The following is a 15,731-nucleotide window of genomic DNA, read 5'->3' on the forward strand; positions in this document are numbered from 1 at the left end:
CCTCCCTCCCCTCCGGTTAAGCGACGTTCTTCTCGCCTTCGATCATCTGCATCGGCGCCTCAGAACCCTCCGCGGCGCCGATCGCGATCTTGCGCGGTTTCATCGCTTCAGGGATTTCGCGCTTCAGCTCGATCGTCAAAAGGCCGTTCGTCAGCGAAGCGTTCTCGACCCGAACGTGGTCGGCAAGCTCGAAACGCCGCTCGAAGGAGCGCCCGGCAATGCCGCGATGCAGATAGTCGCCCTGCTTGTCCTCGGCCTTCTGGCCTTTTACCACAAGCACGTTGCGTTCCTGGGTGATGTCGAGGTCGCCGTCGGCGAAACCTGCAACCGCCATCTGAATGCGGTAATCGGCGTCGCCGGACTTGACGATATCGTAGGGCGGCCATGCGTCGATGGCCTGCAGACGCTGTGGATTGTTCAGAAGGTTGAATACGCGGTCGAAGCCGATGCTCGAGCGGTAGAAGGGTGCGAAGTCGAATTCGTTTCTCATGACCAAATCCTCCGTAAAGCGAGTTGGAAAGGAGACGCGTCGGAAACTGCGTCCCCGGCTTCCGGCCCCCTTTGGGCTGCCGGCGAATATCGATTTGGTTTGGCTTTTTTTGCCTTTCAAGGGGCTTCGAAAATTTTTTTGAACGTTCGGCAGCGGTCCACTTGAACCCCGAAAACACCGAAACAATCTCTTATCCGCCTGGAGATTTTCTTCACCTGTCGAAAGTTTTTAGGAGATCGAACATGACTATCGAAGGCAAGACATCGGTCAACTCGGCCAAGACCCTCGATGCCATCTCGGCGTCACATATCCTGCATCCCCATCAGCATTTTTCGCATCCGGACGAAGTCCTCGCTTCGGACAGGATGACGACCGAAGAGAAGCGCGCGATCCTCGCATCGTGGGCGTCCGACCTTCACGCGGTCGAATCCTGTCCCGAGCTGCGCCACCCTCCCGGTGTTCCCTGCTCGATCCGCTACCGGGACATTCTCGCTGCCCTGAAATCCCTGGATAGGGGCCGGCAGGATTTCACCATGAGAAGGCAGGGGCCAGCCCGCAAGCCAACCGGCACCTTCGGATAAGGAGAGCGGAATGCGACAGAAGACATCCCAGTCTCCGCCCGCTGTGGAAGGCAACCCGATCACCGAAAGGCTTGTTCTCGCATCGAGATATCAGGAATGTCTGCGCCGGCTTGCGCGCGCCGCTGACCGGCTGCATCACGCCGATCTCGGTGAGAAGCTGATGGAGATCGCCAGATGCATGGACCGAATGAGCTACGACATCGCGGTCCACGATGCGGGTGTCGAAGTCCTTAGACGCGCGGCGCGCCTTATCGGCATCGTGGAAGCATTGGTCGACCGCAAGGCAAAGGCGTCGATCCTGCACTGAGCGCGCGATCAATGTGACTGCATGAGCGCTTCCGCCGATTCCGCTTAAGCCGGAAGCGCTCTACAGCATCGGCCCGAAAATCGGAATCGATTTTCGGAAAGCCTGATGCGTAGAATCAAAGAGTTAGAGCGTCCTTTGTGCGTCCGAACGGACGCACGGCGCTCTAATGCGCGGTATAGGCCCCATCCACGAGGTAGTGGGCACCGGTAACGAAACTCGCCTGTTCCGACAGCAGGAAGCAGACGAGATTTGCCACTTCGTCCGGTGTCCCGCGCCGGCCCATCGGCTGGAGCGCCGCCATGCGGCGCGTGCTCGCCATTTCGAGATGCTCCGACAGGAGGGGCGTATCGATCCAGCCGGGGCCGACGGCGTTTACCCGGATGCCATATCGCGCATATTCCATCGCCGCCACTTTCGTCAGTCCGACAACCCCGTGCTTGGCGGCGGTATAGGCTCCCGCGGTCGGCAGACCGACGGTGCCGAGCGTCGAGGACATGTTGACGATTGCGCCCCGGCCCCGCTTCAGCATCGCGCCGATCTCGTATTTCACACAATAGAAGACGCTGTTCAGGTTGACGTTCATCACTCTGTGCCAGTCTTCGAGCCGACAATCCGCAACCGGCGCCCGCACCCCATCGATCCCGGCATTGTTGACGGCGAGATCGAGGCTGCCGCATGTCTCGACGGTGAAGTCGACAAGGCTCTGCACGGCTGCCGGCTCGCTCACATCGACGACAAACGGGCGCGCACGTCCCCCCTCCGCCCGAATTGCGTCGGCACTCTCATGCGCGGCATCGGCATTGATATCGGCAACAACGACCTCGGCCCCCTCGACAGCGAGCTGCCGGGAAACAGCGGCCCCAATTCCGGAACCTGCCCCCGTCACGACAGCGACTTTTCCCTCCAGGCAAAGTTTCATCGTTTCCATCCATTTAAATATGCTAATGTTCAGACCAAACGCATGATTCATGCAAGGGGTTTCGCGAGTGAGGGACACGCTATTTCAAGTTGCGCACCTTGTCCGCCCAACAAGCACATAATCCGCAAAATTCGAATAACCCGGTTCATCGGCACGCTGCCGATCGGGCATCGTCAGGACTGAGGGAGCGAAACGACTTGGGAGAACGACTTGGGCAGATGGAAATGAACGGACGAGCCGTTAAACGCCGGGGCTTCGTTTTGGGCAGCCTGGCTCTGATGCTTTCGGGATGCAGCACCACGACGGATGGCCCGCCGCTCGGCTATCGCGTATTCGGCAGCGACCCGGACGTTAATCCCCGCTATCGGCGCCAAGAGGTCGCCTATTCGGGAAGTGAGCCGCCCGGAACCATCGTCGTCGATACCGGGGCGCGCTATCTTTATTTCGTCGAGGCCGATGGCCTTGCCACGCGCTATGGTGTCGCGGTCGGGGAAGAAGGATTGAGCTTCAAGGGAGAGGCGACGATCGGCCGGAAGGCCGAGTGGCCATCCTGGAAGCCCACCGACGACATGATCGCGCGCAAGCCGCATCTCGCCCAATATGCCGAAGGCGTGCCGGGCGGACCGGACAATCCGCTGGGTGCGGCCGCCCTTTATCTCTACCAGGGCGGACAGGATACGCTGTTCAGGCTGCACGGAACCAATGCTCCCTGGTCGATAGGCAATGCCGTTTCGAACGGCTGCATCCGCCTGACCAATGCAAACATCGTCGATCTCTACGCGCGCACGCGTGTCGGAACGCGGGTGGTGGTCATTTGATGGCATTTACCATTCGAAATTGCCGGATTGGCCACACCAGTAAGTATCTGCTAATGTAGATTCGTTGCACGTTGCATCACTCCCGCACTGTCCAAGGTGCTGATTATCGTCAAACTTTGAGGCATAGCCTGTCCTGGGCCATGCCAAGATGAGGAGAGGACTTGTTGATGAGCAGAATTTTATTCGTCATCCTCGCAGTACTTGCGGTGGCCAATCTGAGTGCCTGCGGGTCGATTGGCAAAGGCAAGGGGAAAGCTCCGCCGCCTGCGGCAACAGCCGTCTACAAGTAAGTTCGCATAACTCTAAGGAAGGGCTCTTTCAGCCCTTCCCTTTTCTTGACATCCGAAACCGCCCAGGATTGGCCCCGCCTGCAATTCAGGGCGAAAGAATGGCATATCTGCCGGCGTCGAATCCGCCTCGGGCAGAGCTTGCATATGGAGCGTGGTAATGGCGCTTGGAAGAGGCCGCCTGTGGCTGGTCGTTGCTTTGGCAATTGTGGCATCGTCGTGCCAGACGGAAGATAAAAGCCCCCTGCCGCACTATACATCGGATAGCCGCGACCTGACGAAATCAGCGACGAATCAGAGCAGATCAGGTCGGAATTTCATCGAGTTCCGCTCGCGTTATGCGCTCACCTACGGCCATACCTACGTCGTCTTCGGGCGCGCGGACAAAAACGGCAACATGATCAATCCGGAGGTGGCAGGTCTTGCCCCGGCTTCACCCGATCCGGGGGCTTACGTCCTCGGCCATTTCGTTCCGGTTCCCGCCTCGACCGGCGCAACGGACGGCGACCTGGAGGAGCAATACCGCTCGGCGAGCTGGCGCGTGATGCTGACCGATGCCGAATATAACGATACGGTTGCCTATATACGCAAGCTGCAGGCGCGAAGCCGTCTCTGGGAGGCGACGGTCTACAATTGCAACGCCTTCGTCGCGGATATAGCAAAACACATGGGCTATAAGACACCCGGCATCTGGATGAGACCGCAGCAATTCGTTACAAATCTGCGGGAGATGAATACCTGAAGCGGGCATAGAGCGCCGTGCGTCCATTCGGACGCACAAAGGACGCTCTACCTCTTTGAATCTACGCACGGGCTTTCCGAAAATCGATTCCGATTTTCGGGCCGATGCTGTAGTCTCAACCGTTGACGATCGCGGAAGCCGGATCGTGGAAAGGTTCTGGTGCCGACTTGAACGTGTCAGTCAATATCATTGGCGAGATCGTCTGGGTCCTCGGAATTATTGCCTGGTACATCATTCGATACCCGTTCGAGCGTCGCGGCAGGCGCGTGCCCGTCGCCAGCAGCCGGCGCAGCGTCTCGGAAAGAGTGGCACTGGCCGCAGCACTTGCCGGGCTGGCGATCGTGCCGGCATTTTACGTCGCGACAGGTATTCCCAAGGCAGCCGACCATTCTTTGCCTCTGTGGGCGGTCGTGATCGGGGCGGCAATTTTCTGCCTCGCAATGTGGGTCTTTCGAAGAACGCACAAGCAACTCGGACGAAACTGGTCCATCACGCTCGAAATCCGCCAGAAGCACGAATTGATCTGCGCCGGGCCTTACGCGCATGTCCGCCACCCCATGTACACCTCGTTCCTCCTGATGGGGCTTGCCCAGGCTTTTCTGCTGCCGAATTGGGTGGCAGGCCTGGCGGGCATCGTCGGTTTCGCCGTGCTGTTCTTTCTGCGCGTCGATAAGGAAGAGCGTATGATGCTGGATGTCTTCGGCCCCCAATACCGCGCCTATATGGACAAGACCAAGCGCATCATCCCTTATCTCTATTAGGGCGCGACGCTCTGACACTTTGAATCTCTGGGGGGAGAAAGATGAGGGGGGAGTAAGATGAAGGGACGAACAATCAGGCTTTCCGCAGCAAGGCGGCTGGTTGGAGATCTCATGAGATTTTCGATCGGCATACCGCGCGTGACCGTTCAGCGGCAGATGAACATCCGCCCCCTTCTCGATGCCAGGCGAACGTCCAATCCCCGCCCCTCCTGGACCGCGCTTTTCCTGAAAGGATACGCCCTCCTCTCGAAGGAGATCCCGGATCTCCGGCGCGCTTACATCAAATTTCCACGCCATCAGCTCTACGAATATCCGGCAAGCGTGGCCTCCATTGCCCACGAGCGTGACTATGAAGGCGAGCGGATCGTTCTCCTGAGCACGATCAAGGCCCCCGAAGACCGCTCCATCCCCGAGCTGGAAATGCAGATCCGCGAGGCGAGGTCACGCCCCGTCCTGGAGATCAAGGAATTTCGCCGCTCGCTGAAGCTTGCGCGCGCACCGGCCCTGCTCAGGTGGTCGCTCATGTGGCTCGGGCTCAATATAGGGCGAAAACGGGCGCGCTATTTCGGCACCTTCCAGCTGTCGGTCTATTCGGGCCTCGGCGCGGAATCCCTTAACCCGCTCAGTCCCGTGACCACGCTCATGAATTACGGGCCGATTGATGAGAACGGATCGGTTACCGTCCGCATCCACTATGACCACAGGGTTATGGATGGAGCCAGCATCGCCCGGGCATTGGAGCGGTTCGAGAGGATCTTGAACGGCGCGGTCGCCGACGAGATACGAGGGCTCGGCCAGGACGGAATTTCCGCCCGCACGTCGATCGCGGGAGGCTCTCTATAATGGCGGAGCAATTCGACGAGGGGCATGCAGCGGTTTTGAGTCCGGAATTGCATGAAAACAAGGAAACAGGGCTTCGCCCTGTTGTGGTCGTCCTCGGCGCCTCCCGCGGCATCGGGCGGGCAATTGCCAGGGTTGCCGCGCGTGAACGCAATATCGTCGTGCTCGTCGCCCGCTCTTCCGAGGGGCTGGCGGCGGCCGCCGCCGATGTGAAACAGGCCGGCGGAGAAGCCTTCACGGTCGAACTCGACCTCACGGCATCGGACGCCTCGGCACGCTTGGAAGCCTTTCTGGAAGCCAACGGTTTGATTTGCGATGTCCTCGTCAACAGCGCCGGATACGGATTGCGCGGCGCGGCAACTTCGCTGCCGGCAGACGATCAGCTCGGAATCATCGATCTCAATATCCGGACGCTCGCCGACATGACCCTTCGCTTCCTGCCGGGAATGGTCGCCCGCCGGCGTGGCGGCGTGCTCAATCTCGGCTCCGTCGCGGGTTTTACGCCGGGGCCTTATATGGCCTTCTACTATGCCAGCAAGAGTTTCGTGCGCTCCTTTTCGGCTTCCCTTCATGAGGAAGTTCGCCGCTTCGGCGTCACCGTGACATGCGTGGCACCCGGGCCGGTATCGACCGACTTTCTTGAAAAATCCGGCGCGGATCGCGCCGCTCTCTTCAAAGTATTGCCGAAGCTGAAGGCCGATTATGTCGCCGAACAGGCCTGGCGCGGCTTCAAGTCCGGGCGCAGCCTCGTCGTTCCCGGCTTCTCCGCCAAGCTGACTGCTTTTATCGCCAGGATTCTGCCATCAGCGGCTGCACGCCGGCTGATCGGCCTGGTCCAGCGCCGAAGCAAAGATCCGAGCCCGCATGGATCGGGGACGGGCATCAAGTAAGCCAATCGCACCGGCAGAGGCGCGCCACGGGCGTCACGACAAGATCGGCAGCGCCAGCCTGCATCACTGCCGCTCTTCCTGGCGCGTGAAAACCTGCTTCAAACTCTCCTTATTGTCGCCTTGCGATGCACCGCGTTCGGTCCGAAGCCACCAGTCCATCGTCAGGTGCGGCGCGGTCAACTGCCCGTTGTGAGGCGCCGGCTTCACGACCTCGTTGCGCAGACGGCCGCCCTTTTGCGCCCGGCCATCGTCGGCGCTGGATATGGTCACGGAAAGAGCAAGAGCAGCGCCGGTGACGAGCGCTCTCCAGGCATGTCGTCCGATGCTGACGCGCTGGTTTCCCATCAGCCCATTCAGCCAGAATATTAGCTTTTTCGGAAGTACGAAAACGGCAATGCGCGGCAGTAAAGCCAAATATAATGGCGGCTCGCGCCCCCAACCCTCATGCACATCAGGACCGGCCTGACAAGACAAACATTCATTCGATTGACTGAAATCGCGACATGCGCTATACATGAGCGATGACTGATGAACAACCGCAACCAAACCGCGCCGAAATCACCCGCGAAAAGCTGCTGTCCGCAGCCCTCGATGTCTTCGGCCGCTACGGCTTCGACGGCACCTCGACGCGCCAGCTGAGCGAGGCTGCAGGCGTCAACCTGCAGGCCATTCCCTATTATTTCGGCGGCAAGGAAGGGCTCTATGTCGCAACCGCTGAATATCTGGTGACACGCATCGAGCGCCATATCGGCGGCCTGCGGCAGCGCATTGGTACTCATCTCATGGAACTGGCTGCCGCTGGACAGGGGCTTAGCGAAGAGCAGGCACGGCTCTTTCTGACGGATATGGCCACGACCATGGTCGGCCTTTTGGTCAGCAAGGAATCCGAGCCCTGGGCACGCTTCATCATCCGCGAACAGATGGAACCGACCGAGGCCTTCGCCCGTGTCTATCAGGGCCTGATGCGCCCGATGATCGAGATGGCGCGGCAGATGATCGGCACCATCCTGCGCGAAGACCCGGCCTCCGAACATGTGCGGCTGCGCACCCTCGCCTTCGTCGGCAACATCATGGTTTTCCGTCTCGCCCACGCCGCCGTTCTCGCCCAGATGGAGTGGCAGTCGGTCGGCCCTGAACAACTCCAGACCCTGCGGAATCTCGTTGCAGAACTTGTCGGCCAGCTGCATCAGGCGAAAGGAAATACCCGATGAGACGGATACTCTCCCTTGCCATCATTATTCTGGTTGCCGCCGGTGCCGCTGCCTGGTGGTACGGCTTGCCCCAGAAGCTCGGCTGGTTGCCGCAAAAGAGCAAGGAATTCGCGCTCTACGGCAATGTCGACATCCGCCAGGTCTCTCTCGGCTTCCGCGTCAATGGCCGGATTGCCTCGCTTGCCGTCGATGAAGGCGACATGATCAAAAGCGGCGAGGTGCTCGGCAAACTCGATGCCGCGCCTTTTCAGGCGGCCGCTGCCTCGGCGCAAGCCAATGTCGCGGCCCTGCAGGCAACGCTCGACAAGCTGAAAGCCGGTCCGCGCCCGACGGAGATCGCCCAAGCCCAGGCCGCCTATGATGAAAGCCTTGCCGCGCTGCGCAATGCCAACATTGCCTATGACCGCGCCCGCCAACTCCGTCCCCAGGGCACGATATCAGAGGCGAATCTCGATGAGGCGACCGCCAACCGCTCGATGGCCGTCGCACGTTCGGATTCCGCCAATGAAGCGCTGAAACTCCTGCAGGAGGGCAGCCGCGTGGAAGATATTGCCAATGCCGAGGCGCAATTGAAGGCCGCGGAATCCTCGCTGGCCGCCGCCCGCATCTCGCTTGCCGATACCGAACTGCTCGCCCCGAATGACGGTGTCATCCTGTCCCGCGTGCGGGAACCCGGCGCCATCGTCTCGCCGGCCGATACCGTCTTCGTGCTCTCGCTGACAGAGCCGGTCTGGGTGCGCAGCTATGTCTCCGAAGGCGATCTCGGCCGCCTGCATCCCGGCATGAAGGTTCAAGTGACCTCGGATACGCAACCCGACAAGCCCTATGACGGCACGATCGGCTTCATTTCGCCGGTGGCCGAATTCACGCCGAAATCGGTCGAGACGCCCGAGCTTCGCACCGACCTCGTCTATCGCCTGCGCATCGTCATCGACAAGCCCGGCCCCGATCTGCGCCAGGGCATGCCGGTCACCGTGCGCTTTCCCGCACTGGCCGCGCGATGAGCCCTTCCCCGCAAACGCATGAGGTACTGGTCCGGCTGACCGATGTCGCCAAGCATTTCGGCGATGGCCCGCCTGCACTGGATACCGTCTCCGGCGAGGTCAGGGGCGGCTCGATCACCGGTCTCGTCGGCCCCGATGGCGCCGGCAAGACGACGCTGATCCGGCTGATGACCGGCCTCATGCTGCCGGACAGCGGCACGGTCGAGGTGCTGGGCTTCGATACCGTCAAGAACCCGGCCGCCATCCAGGCCTCGATCGGCTACATGCCGCAGCGCTTCGGCCTCTATGAGGATCTGTCGGTTCAGGAAAATCTGGATCTCTATGCCGATCTGCGTGGCTTGCCGAAGCGCGAGCGCGCGAGCGCCTTCGACGAGCTTCTGACCTTCACCGACCTGAAGCGCTTCACCACACGCCTTGCTGGCAAGCTTTCAGGCGGCATGAAACAGAAGCTCGGCCTTGCCTGCGCGCTTTTGAAGAAGCCACGCCTGCTGCTGCTCGACGAGCCGGGTGTCGGCGTCGATCCGATCTCGCGCCGCGATCTCTGGAAGATGGTTGAGAACCTGACGCAGGAAGGCATCGGCGTTCTCTGGTCGACCGCCTATCTGGATGAGGCCGAGGCCTGCGATCATGTCCTGCTGCTCAATCAGGGCAAGCTGCTCTTTTCCGGCAAGCCGCATGACCTGACCGGCCGCGTGGAAGACCGCGTCTTCAAGGTGTCTGGTGTTGCCGGCCGCAGGCGGCAGGTGCTGGCCGAGCTGCTGCAGACGAAAGGCGTCATCGACGGCGTCATCCAGGGCGATGCCATCCGCCTCGTGACATCAAAGGATGAGATCCCTGATATCGGCGGCAACGGCAGTCAGGCAAAACTGACGCCCACTCCTCCCCGTTTCGAAGACGCCTTCATCGATATGCTGGGCGGCGGCCCCGGCGGGCGCTCGAAACTTGCGGAGGCTCAGGGGTCGCCGAGCGAAACGGGCGACCGTCCCGTCATCGAGGCCCGTGGCCTGACCAAGCGTTTCGGGGATTTCACCGCCGCCGACAAGATCACCTTCGATATCAGCCGCGGCGAGATCTTCGGCCTGCTCGGGCCGAATGGTGCGGGCAAGTCCACCACCTTCAAGATGCTCTGCGGCCTGTTGAAGCCGACGGAGGGCGAAGGCCGTGTCGCCGGTTTCGATCTGCGCAAGGATGCCGCCGTTGCCCGCAACCAGCTCGGCTACATGGCGCAGAAATTCTCGCTCTACGGCGATCTCACCGTCATGCAGAACCTCGAATTCTTCGCCGGCGTCTACGGCCTCTCCGGCAGTCGGCGCCGCGAACGCATAGAGCTGATGACCGGGATCTTCGATTTCGGCCGCCACGCGGGCTATTCGGCGAAGGACCTCCCGCTCGGCCTGAAACAGCGCCTGGCGCTCGCCTGCGCCGTCATGCACGAGCCGCGCGCCCTCTTCCTCGACGAGCCGACATCGGGCGTCGACCCGATCACGCGGCGCGAATTTTGGACGCATATCAATGGGCTCGTCGAAAAGGGCGTCACGGTGCTGGTGACGACGCATTTCATGGACGAGGCCGAATATTGCGACCGAATCTCGCTGATCTATCGCGGCCGTTCGATCGCCCTCGGCTCGCCCGACGAACTCAAGGCGCGCGTGGCGACGAAGGAACAACCGGATCCGACGATGGAGGATGCTTTCATCGCACTGGTTCAGGACTCCGAAACGGGGGAAGTCGCATGAGCACCTCCTCCAGAGCCCGTCGCTTCGCCGCCCTCGTGCGCAAGGAAAGCTATCAGGCGATCCGCGATCCCAGCACCATTCTCATCGCCTTCGTGCTGCCGCTGATCCTGCTCTTCCTCTTCGGCTATGGCGTATCGCTGGATACGACCCGCACCCGCATCGCCCTCGTGCTGGAGCAGGCAACGCCGCTGACGCAGGATCTTGCAGCAAGCTTCCAGGCCTCGCGCTATTTCTCCGTCACTGTTGGCCGCGACCGGCGCATGTTCGAGAATGATCTGGTGCTCGGCAAGGTGCGCGGCATCGTCGTCATATCAGCCGATTTCGCGACTGATTATGCCGCCGGCAACCGCCCGCAGATCCAGGTTCTCGTCGATGGTTCGGACCCGAACACCGCCAATTTCGTGCAGAACTATGCGCAAGGCGCGGTCGCCAACTGGGAGCGGCAGCGGCGGTCCGAAACGGTTGCGGCGGGTCCCCCAATCTCCATCGAGCAGCGCTTCTGGTTCAATCCGGAGCTGACGAGCCGCAACTTCCTCGTCCCCGGCTCCATCGCCATCGTCATGACCCTGGTCGGAACCTTGCTCACCTCGCTCGTCGTCGCACGCGAATGGGAGCGCGGCACGATGGAGGCAATGATGGCGACGCCGGTGACGGCGGCCGAACTGCTGGCCGGCAAGATCCTCCCCTATTTCCTGCTTGGTCTCGCCTCGATGACGCTCTGCGTGCTGCTGGCGGTCTTCCTCTTTGGCGTGCCCTTCCGCGGCTCGGTCGCAGCCCTCTACGCGCTGTCGGCCGCCTTCCTGATCCCGGCGCTTGGCCAGGGCCTGCTGATATCGACGGCGACGAAGAACCAGTTCCTCGCCTCGCAGATCGCCTTGACCAGCGGCTTCCTGCCGGCCTTCCTGCTCTCGGGCTTTCTCTTCGAGATCAATTCGATGCCTCGGATCATCCAGTGGATCACCATCATCGTGCCGGCCCGCTACCTCATCCCCAGCCTGCAGACGGTGTTCCTGGCAGGCGATATCTGGCCGATGTTCGCGCGCTCCATTGCCGTCATGCTCACGATCGGCGGCATCATGTTTGTGCTGGCTGCCCGCAGCACCAGAAAGAGGATCGGCTGAGATGTGGTGGACGCGGCTGAAAGCCCTCATAACAAAGGAACTGCTCGCCGTGATGCGCGACCCCAAAGGTCGCTTCGTGCTGATCGTGCCGCCCCTCATGCAGCTCCTGATCTTCTCCTATGCGGCAACGCTCGAAGTGCGCAATGTCGATGTGATGGTGCTGAACCGCGACAGCGGCCATTGGGGGCAGGAACTGATCCAGCGCATCCAGGGTTCCCCAACCTTCCGGCGCATCGAGGCCGCCGATAGCCAGACCGATATCCGCGAAGCGATCGACGGTCAGGCCGTGATCGCGGCCATCGAAATCGGCCCCGATTTCTCCCGCAATATCGAGGCCGGTATATCAGCCGATCTGCAGATCATCCTCGACGGCCGCCGCTCCAACGCTTCCCAGATCGTCTCCGGCTATCTCACCCAGATCGGCATGACGCTTTCAGCCGAAACGCCGGCAGGCCAGCGCGCCATGGCGACGACGGTGGCGACCGTGCCGCGCAACTGGTTCAACGCCAACCTCACCTATCAATGGTTCATGGTGCCGAACCTGATCGCCAGTATCGCGCTCCTGATCGGCCTCATCGTCACGGCCCTCTCCATCGCCCGCGAGAGGGAACTCGGCACCTTCGACCAGCTGATGGTCTCACCGTTGCGCGTCCATGAAATCCTCATCGGCAAGCTCATTCCGCCGATGATGATCGGCCTCTTCCACATGACGCTCTATATCCTGGCGGCGGTCTTCATCTTCGGCGTGCCGCTGCGCGGATCGGTCCTGCTGCTCTACGGCAGCTCGATCTTCTATCTGGGTTCCGTCGCCGGCCTCGGCCTCTTCATCTCGGCGCTGTCGATGACACAGCAACAGGCGATCCTCGGCGCCTTCCTGTTCATGGTGCCGGCCATGCTGCTTTCGGGTTTCGCAACGCCGATCGAGAACATGCCGGACTGGCTACAGCCGGTGACGATCATCAACCCGCTGCGCTATTTCCTCATCATCGTCAAAGGCGTTTTCCTGAAGGATATCCCCGCCGCCGAGGTGTTGAACCAGACCATTCCTCTGGCGCTGATTGCCTGCGCGACGCTTGGTGCCGCCGCCTGGCTGTTCCGCCGCAGGTTGGAATAGCCCACCTCACACTATGTGAACTGCGCTTCCAAACCGTGACTCCGAAACGCTTCTCCGGCCGGAACATCGGCAGGATGGGCTCGTTACCTCAATGCAAACCAAAGCAATTCCAGCAGAAACGCGAAGCTTTCTTGCGTGCGGAGTTGCGTGAAAACATCAAGCAATTCCAGCAAAAGTGCGCAGCGGTTTTGCGCCCGGAATTGCGTGAAACAAAGACATAGAGCTAAGGAGAAGCAAAATGTACAAGATCATTCTTGTATCGAGCGCGCTTGCGCTCTCGTCCCTCGCCACGAATGCGATGGCCGATGGAGCCGTGACGGGTGCTGCCGGCGGCGCAATCACCGGCGCCATTGTCGGCGGCCCCGTGGGCGCTGCAATCGGCGGCGTGGCAGGCGGTGTAGCCGGTGCTGTGGTAGATCCGCCGCCGCGCGAGGTCGTGACCTACGTCCAGCAGCAGCCGGCCCCGCCGTCAGCAGTGGTGGTGCAGCAGCCGATCGTGGTCGGCAAGCCGCTGCCCGCAGACGTCCAGGTGATCCCGGTGCCGGATAATCCGCGCTATGCCTATACGGTCATCAACAATCGCCATGTGATCGTCGAGCCGCAGACCCATCGTGTGGTTCAGGTGATCGAATAATAGCAGTTGGCCCCGTTTTTTGCGGGGCTTTCTGCTTGTTGACGCGGTTGCCGACCCCGCCCTCGTCATCCTCGGGCTTGTCCCGAGGATCTAAGCCGTCGCATTTATCGTCAACATCAGCAGATCCTCGGCACAGGGGCCGAGGATGACGTAGAGCAAGCAGTGAGGCCCGCAGGCCCCTCTTATCCGCGATTCCTGAGCGCTTCCGCCTGCGCATAGAACTTCTTTTCCCATTCCTTGTGATTATCGAGCCCTTCGCGGATGAACGGCGTGAAAATCGCAAGATTGAGCAAGGTCCAGTTGATCAGCCGTGCCGGAAATTTCAACGGCTTGACGAAATCGATGAAGAGAACGACGCGCGTCTTGTCCGTGTGATTCCAGGCTTCATGCTCATAGGCGTCGTCGAAGATCAGCGCCTTGCCTTCCTGCCAATGGCAGATCTGGTCTTTGACGCGGATGGCGAGCTTATCGGCAGGTTCAGGCACGATCATGCCGAGATGCAGGCGCAGCACACCATTATAGGGTCCGCGATGGGCCGGCAGGTGTTTGCCGGGCTCGAAGATGGAAAACATCGCCGTCTTCAGGCCGGGGATCTTCTGCACCGCCTTCCAGGTTTCCGGACAAGCCCTAATATTCTGCTCCGACTTCACGCCGAACCCGACGAGAAAGAAGGTCTTCCATCTGTTATCCTTGGAGATGGTCTGCACGTCGGTGGAGATTTCCTGGAAGCTCGGCAGCTCGCTCTGGCGCACCAGCACACGGTCGAGTTCCGCGCGGATCTGCGGCCAGGCCTTTTCGACCTCCTTCGCCCACGGGAAGACTGCGTTGTCATAAACCGGCGGATTGCCGAGCTTCGCATATTTGAAGTTCAGGCCTTCGGCCCAGGCGACGATGCCCATGAAAAAGCGCGTGATGGCGCTGGGGCGATCCATAGGGGCGATCCCGGCAGTGGCAAAGCCCTGCGTTTGGGGAGTGGATGCGGATTTTTCGGGAAGAGTTGTATTGGCGATACCGTCAGTCATGGATTTTCCATTGGGGGCTCAAGGAAATTGCATGGCCTGCTGCGCAAGAGCCGACACGACGTTTGCGCGCTGACCATTGAACAAATATGGATGGTGCCGGGCGTGGCTCAAGTACACTTAAGTACAGGTTTTAGCGGTCAATTGCCGCATGTTACCGCCGCGCACGAAGGGCGGCGGTAACGATCTCGATGACTGATACGGGGAGAATATCAGACCTTCAGCTCGCGGCGTTCGCGTTCGGTGACCATGGCAAGGTCGAGCACTTTCTGCAGGTTTGCCGCATGACGGAAGTTCGGGTCGAGCTGCACGCCCGTAGCCACGGCCTCGGCAAAGCGCTGATAGTTGGTTGGAACCGGCGGCACCTCGACCGGCTTCCAGGTCGCCGTCTCGACATCGTCGCCAAGGCAGCCATGCAATTCGGAACCGCTTGGACGGTGTATGACCTCGAGGCTGCCCTTCTCGCCATAGATGCGCAGCTTCAGCTCGTTCAGATGCCCGGTCGCCCAGCGGCTGGCATGGATGACGCCGAGCGCGCCATTGGCGAAATCGACCGACATGGTGAAGCTGTCATTCGCATCGAGCATATATTCGCCGATCTGGCCGCCCGGCGCCTTGTTGAAGGTCTTGAGCCGCGCAAAGACGTGGTCGATATCGGTCGCAGCACCATAGGCGGCGAAATCGAGAATGTGGATGCCGACATCGCCGAGCACGCCGTTCGAACCGTGACCGGTGGAAAGCCTCCACAGCCAGGTCGATTCCGTGCGCCAGTCGCCCCAGGCGCGCGACACCAGCCAGCTCTGCAGATAGGAAGCTTCGACATGGCGGATGGTGCCGAGTTCGCCTGATAGCACCATCTCACGGGCGCGCTGCAGCGGCGCGACGTTGCGATAGGTGAGGTTGACCATATTGATGACGCCGGCGGCCTCGGCCGCTTCCGTCATCTCAAGCGCCTTTGGATAGTTCTCCGCCAGCGGCTTCTCGCAAAGCACATGCTTGCCGGCGGCAATCAGCGCCATGGTGGTCGGGTGGTGAATCCGGTCGGGCGTGATATTCGTCGCCGCATCGAACTCGCCCCAGGCGATCGCCTCCTCCAGCGTCAGAAACCGCTTTTCGATATTGAACTTATCGGCGAATGCGGCAAGCCGGTCAGAATCCGTGTCGACGGCGCCGACCACTTTCACGCCGTCGATATTCATGAAGTGGGCGAGCTGGTTCTTTGCCATCACGCCCGTACCAAGAACGAGTAGTCGCATG

19 protein-coding genes are annotated in these 15,731 nt (G+C 60.9%); 14 read left to right on the top strand and 5 right to left on the bottom strand.

The window, feature by feature from the left end:
- Positions 1 to 16: 16 nt before the first annotated feature.
- Positions 17 to 490, bottom strand: a complete 474-nt coding sequence (locus tag FHT82_RS15205; protein WP_183732037.1) for an Hsp20 family protein — start codon at positions 488 to 490, stop codon at positions 17 to 19.
- Between the two features lie 242 nt (positions 491 to 732).
- Here FHT82_RS15205 and FHT82_RS15210 point away from each other — a divergent pair, with 242 nt between their 5' ends.
- The gene (locus FHT82_RS15210; RefSeq protein WP_246698141.1) at positions 733 to 1,071 is read left to right on the top strand and encodes a hypothetical protein; all 339 of its coding nucleotides are present in this window, start codon (positions 733 to 735) and stop codon (positions 1,069 to 1,071) included.
- A 10-nt stretch (positions 1,072 to 1,081) separates the two neighbouring features.
- Positions 1,082 to 1,378, top strand: coding sequence for a hypothetical protein (locus tag FHT82_RS15215; protein ID WP_183732040.1), 297 nt, complete (start codon positions 1,082 to 1,084; stop codon positions 1,376 to 1,378).
- 163 nt (positions 1,379 to 1,541) lie between these two features.
- On the opposite strand, the gene FHT82_RS15220 is transcribed toward FHT82_RS15215, so the two are convergent.
- Positions 1,542 to 2,297, bottom strand: a complete 756-nt coding sequence (locus FHT82_RS15220) for an SDR family NAD(P)-dependent oxidoreductase (RefSeq protein WP_183732043.1) — start codon at positions 2,295 to 2,297, stop codon at positions 1,542 to 1,544.
- A 224-nt stretch (positions 2,298 to 2,521) separates the two neighbouring features.
- On the opposite strand from FHT82_RS15220, the gene FHT82_RS15225 reads away from it, so the two are divergent.
- From FHT82_RS15225 to FHT82_RS15250, 6 genes are all read left to right on the top strand, one after another.
- Positions 2,522 to 3,115, top strand: a complete 594-nt coding sequence (locus FHT82_RS15225; protein WP_183732046.1) for a L,D-transpeptidase — start codon at positions 2,522 to 2,524, stop codon at positions 3,113 to 3,115.
- A 167-nt stretch (positions 3,116 to 3,282) separates the two neighbouring features.
- Positions 3,283 to 3,405, top strand: a complete 123-nt coding sequence (locus FHT82_RS15230) for an ABC transporter (protein WP_113298940.1) — start codon at positions 3,283 to 3,285, stop codon at positions 3,403 to 3,405.
- A 157-nt stretch (positions 3,406 to 3,562) separates the two neighbouring features.
- Positions 3,563 to 4,144 (top strand): hypothetical protein, encoded by a 582-nt coding sequence (locus FHT82_RS15235; protein WP_183732049.1) that lies wholly within the window; start codon positions 3,563 to 3,565, stop codon positions 4,142 to 4,144.
- A 173-nt stretch (positions 4,145 to 4,317) separates the two neighbouring features.
- Positions 4,318 to 4,905: a protein-S-isoprenylcysteine O-methyltransferase gene (locus FHT82_RS15240; RefSeq protein ID WP_183732052.1), complete on the top strand. Its 588-nt coding sequence runs from the start codon at positions 4,318 to 4,320 to the stop codon at positions 4,903 to 4,905.
- Between the two features lie 57 nt (positions 4,906 to 4,962).
- The gene (locus FHT82_RS15245) at positions 4,963 to 5,748 is read left to right on the top strand and encodes a hypothetical protein (RefSeq protein WP_183732056.1); all 786 of its coding nucleotides are present in this window, start codon (positions 4,963 to 4,965) and stop codon (positions 5,746 to 5,748) included.
- On the top strand, positions 5,748 to 6,635 hold the full coding sequence (locus FHT82_RS15250) for an SDR family oxidoreductase (protein ID WP_183732059.1): 888 nt from the start codon (positions 5,748 to 5,750) through the stop codon (positions 6,633 to 6,635). The genes FHT82_RS15245 and FHT82_RS15250 overlap by 1 nt, the downstream gene beginning before the upstream one ends.
- A gap of 63 nt (positions 6,636 to 6,698) precedes the next feature.
- Here the strand turns inward: FHT82_RS15250 and FHT82_RS15255 are convergent, their stop codons facing one another.
- A complete protein-coding gene (locus FHT82_RS15255; RefSeq protein WP_183732062.1) occupies positions 6,699 to 6,980 on the bottom strand; it encodes a hypothetical protein in 282 nt (93 codons plus the stop codon).
- Positions 6,981 to 7,156: 176 nt separating this feature from the next.
- Here FHT82_RS15255 and FHT82_RS15260 point away from each other — a divergent pair, with 176 nt between their 5' ends.
- The 6 genes from FHT82_RS15260 (at position 7,157) to FHT82_RS15285 (ending at position 13,455) form a co-directional block, all read left to right on the top strand.
- A complete protein-coding gene (locus tag FHT82_RS15260; protein WP_183732065.1) occupies positions 7,157 to 7,846 on the top strand; it encodes a CerR family C-terminal domain-containing protein in 690 nt (229 codons plus the stop codon).
- Entirely contained in the window at positions 7,843 to 8,850 is a 1,008-nt protein-coding gene (hlyD, locus tag FHT82_RS15265; protein ID WP_183732068.1) for a secretion protein HlyD, read from the top strand. The genes FHT82_RS15260 and hlyD overlap by 4 nt, the downstream gene beginning before the upstream one ends.
- Complete coding sequence (locus FHT82_RS15270) at positions 8,847 to 10,586, top strand: ATP-binding cassette domain-containing protein (protein WP_183732070.1); 1,740 nt, start codon at positions 8,847 to 8,849, stop codon at positions 10,584 to 10,586. The genes hlyD and FHT82_RS15270 overlap by 4 nt, the downstream gene beginning before the upstream one ends.
- On the top strand, positions 10,583 to 11,707 hold the full coding sequence (locus FHT82_RS15275) for an ABC transporter permease (protein WP_183732073.1): 1,125 nt from the start codon (positions 10,583 to 10,585) through the stop codon (positions 11,705 to 11,707). Before FHT82_RS15270 ends, FHT82_RS15275 begins: the two co-directional genes overlap by 4 nt.
- Position 11,708: 1 nt before the next feature.
- Positions 11,709 to 12,821 carry an ABC transporter permease gene (locus FHT82_RS15280; protein WP_183732076.1) on the top strand — a complete coding sequence of 371 codons (1,113 nt, stop codon included), beginning with the start codon at positions 11,709 to 11,711 and terminating at the stop codon, positions 12,819 to 12,821.
- A gap of 238 nt (positions 12,822 to 13,059) precedes the next feature.
- A complete protein-coding gene (locus tag FHT82_RS15285; RefSeq protein WP_183732079.1) occupies positions 13,060 to 13,455 on the top strand; it encodes a DUF1236 domain-containing protein in 396 nt (131 codons plus the stop codon).
- Positions 13,456 to 13,637: 182 nt separating this feature from the next.
- Here the strand turns inward: FHT82_RS15285 and FHT82_RS15290 are convergent, their stop codons facing one another.
- The gene (locus FHT82_RS15290; protein WP_183732082.1) at positions 13,638 to 14,477 is read right to left on the bottom strand and encodes an aspartyl/asparaginyl beta-hydroxylase domain-containing protein; all 840 of its coding nucleotides are present in this window, start codon (positions 14,475 to 14,477) and stop codon (positions 13,638 to 13,640) included.
- Between the two features lie 209 nt (positions 14,478 to 14,686).
- Positions 14,687 to 15,730, bottom strand: coding sequence for a Gfo/Idh/MocA family oxidoreductase (locus tag FHT82_RS15295; RefSeq protein WP_183732085.1), 1,044 nt, complete (start codon positions 15,728 to 15,730; stop codon positions 14,687 to 14,689).
- Between the last annotated feature and the right edge of the window lies 1 nt (position 15,731).

The sequence above is a fragment of the Rhizobium sp. BK275 genome (assembly GCF_014193555.1).
Lineage (GTDB): Bacteria > Pseudomonadota > Alphaproteobacteria > Rhizobiales > Rhizobiaceae > Rhizobium.

What these genes read in the sequence shown, in the direction of transcription:
- FHT82_RS15280 (WP_183732076.1), top strand. Translation starts at nt 11,709, where the DNA reads ATGTGGTGGACGCGGCTGAAAGCCCTCATAACAAAGGAACTGCTCGCC.
- FHT82_RS15230 (WP_113298940.1), top strand. Translation starts at nt 3,283, where the DNA reads ATGAGCAGAATTTTATTCGTCATCCTCGCAGTACTTGCGGTGGCCAAT.
- FHT82_RS15205 (WP_183732037.1), bottom strand. Translation starts at nt 490, where the DNA reads ATGAGAAACGAATTCGACTTCGCACCCTTCTACCGCTCGAGCATCGGC.
- FHT82_RS15210 (WP_246698141.1), top strand. Translation starts at nt 733, where the DNA reads ATGACTATCGAAGGCAAGACATCGGTCAACTCGGCCAAGACCCTCGAT.
- hlyD (WP_183732068.1), top strand. Translation starts at nt 7,843, where the DNA reads ATGAGACGGATACTCTCCCTTGCCATCATTATTCTGGTTGCCGCCGGT.
- FHT82_RS15250 (WP_183732059.1), top strand. Translation starts at nt 5,748, where the DNA reads ATGGCGGAGCAATTCGACGAGGGGCATGCAGCGGTTTTGAGTCCGGAA.
- FHT82_RS15290 (WP_183732082.1), bottom strand. Translation starts at nt 14,477, where the DNA reads ATGACTGACGGTATCGCCAATACAACTCTTCCCGAAAAATCCGCATCC.
- FHT82_RS15225 (WP_183732046.1), top strand. Translation starts at nt 2,522, where the DNA reads ATGAACGGACGAGCCGTTAAACGCCGGGGCTTCGTTTTGGGCAGCCTG.
- FHT82_RS15220 (WP_183732043.1), bottom strand. Translation starts at nt 2,297, where the DNA reads ATGAAACTTTGCCTGGAGGGAAAAGTCGCTGTCGTGACGGGGGCAGGT.
- FHT82_RS15260 (WP_183732065.1), top strand. Translation starts at nt 7,157, where the DNA reads ATGACTGATGAACAACCGCAACCAAACCGCGCCGAAATCACCCGCGAA.
- FHT82_RS15285 (WP_183732079.1), top strand. Translation starts at nt 13,060, where the DNA reads ATGTACAAGATCATTCTTGTATCGAGCGCGCTTGCGCTCTCGTCCCTC.
- FHT82_RS15215 (WP_183732040.1), top strand. Translation starts at nt 1,082, where the DNA reads ATGCGACAGAAGACATCCCAGTCTCCGCCCGCTGTGGAAGGCAACCCG.
- FHT82_RS15275 (WP_183732073.1), top strand. Translation starts at nt 10,583, where the DNA reads ATGAGCACCTCCTCCAGAGCCCGTCGCTTCGCCGCCCTCGTGCGCAAG.
- FHT82_RS15295 (WP_183732085.1), bottom strand. Translation starts at nt 15,730, where the DNA reads ATGCGACTACTCGTTCTTGGTACGGGCGTGATGGCAAAGAACCAGCTC.
- FHT82_RS15270 (WP_183732070.1), top strand. Translation starts at nt 8,847, where the DNA reads ATGAGCCCTTCCCCGCAAACGCATGAGGTACTGGTCCGGCTGACCGAT.
- FHT82_RS15245 (WP_183732056.1), top strand. Translation starts at nt 4,963, where the DNA reads ATGAAGGGACGAACAATCAGGCTTTCCGCAGCAAGGCGGCTGGTTGGA.
- FHT82_RS15235 (WP_183732049.1), top strand. Translation starts at nt 3,563, where the DNA reads ATGGCGCTTGGAAGAGGCCGCCTGTGGCTGGTCGTTGCTTTGGCAATT.
- FHT82_RS15255 (WP_183732062.1), bottom strand. Translation starts at nt 6,980, where the DNA reads ATGGGAAACCAGCGCGTCAGCATCGGACGACATGCCTGGAGAGCGCTC.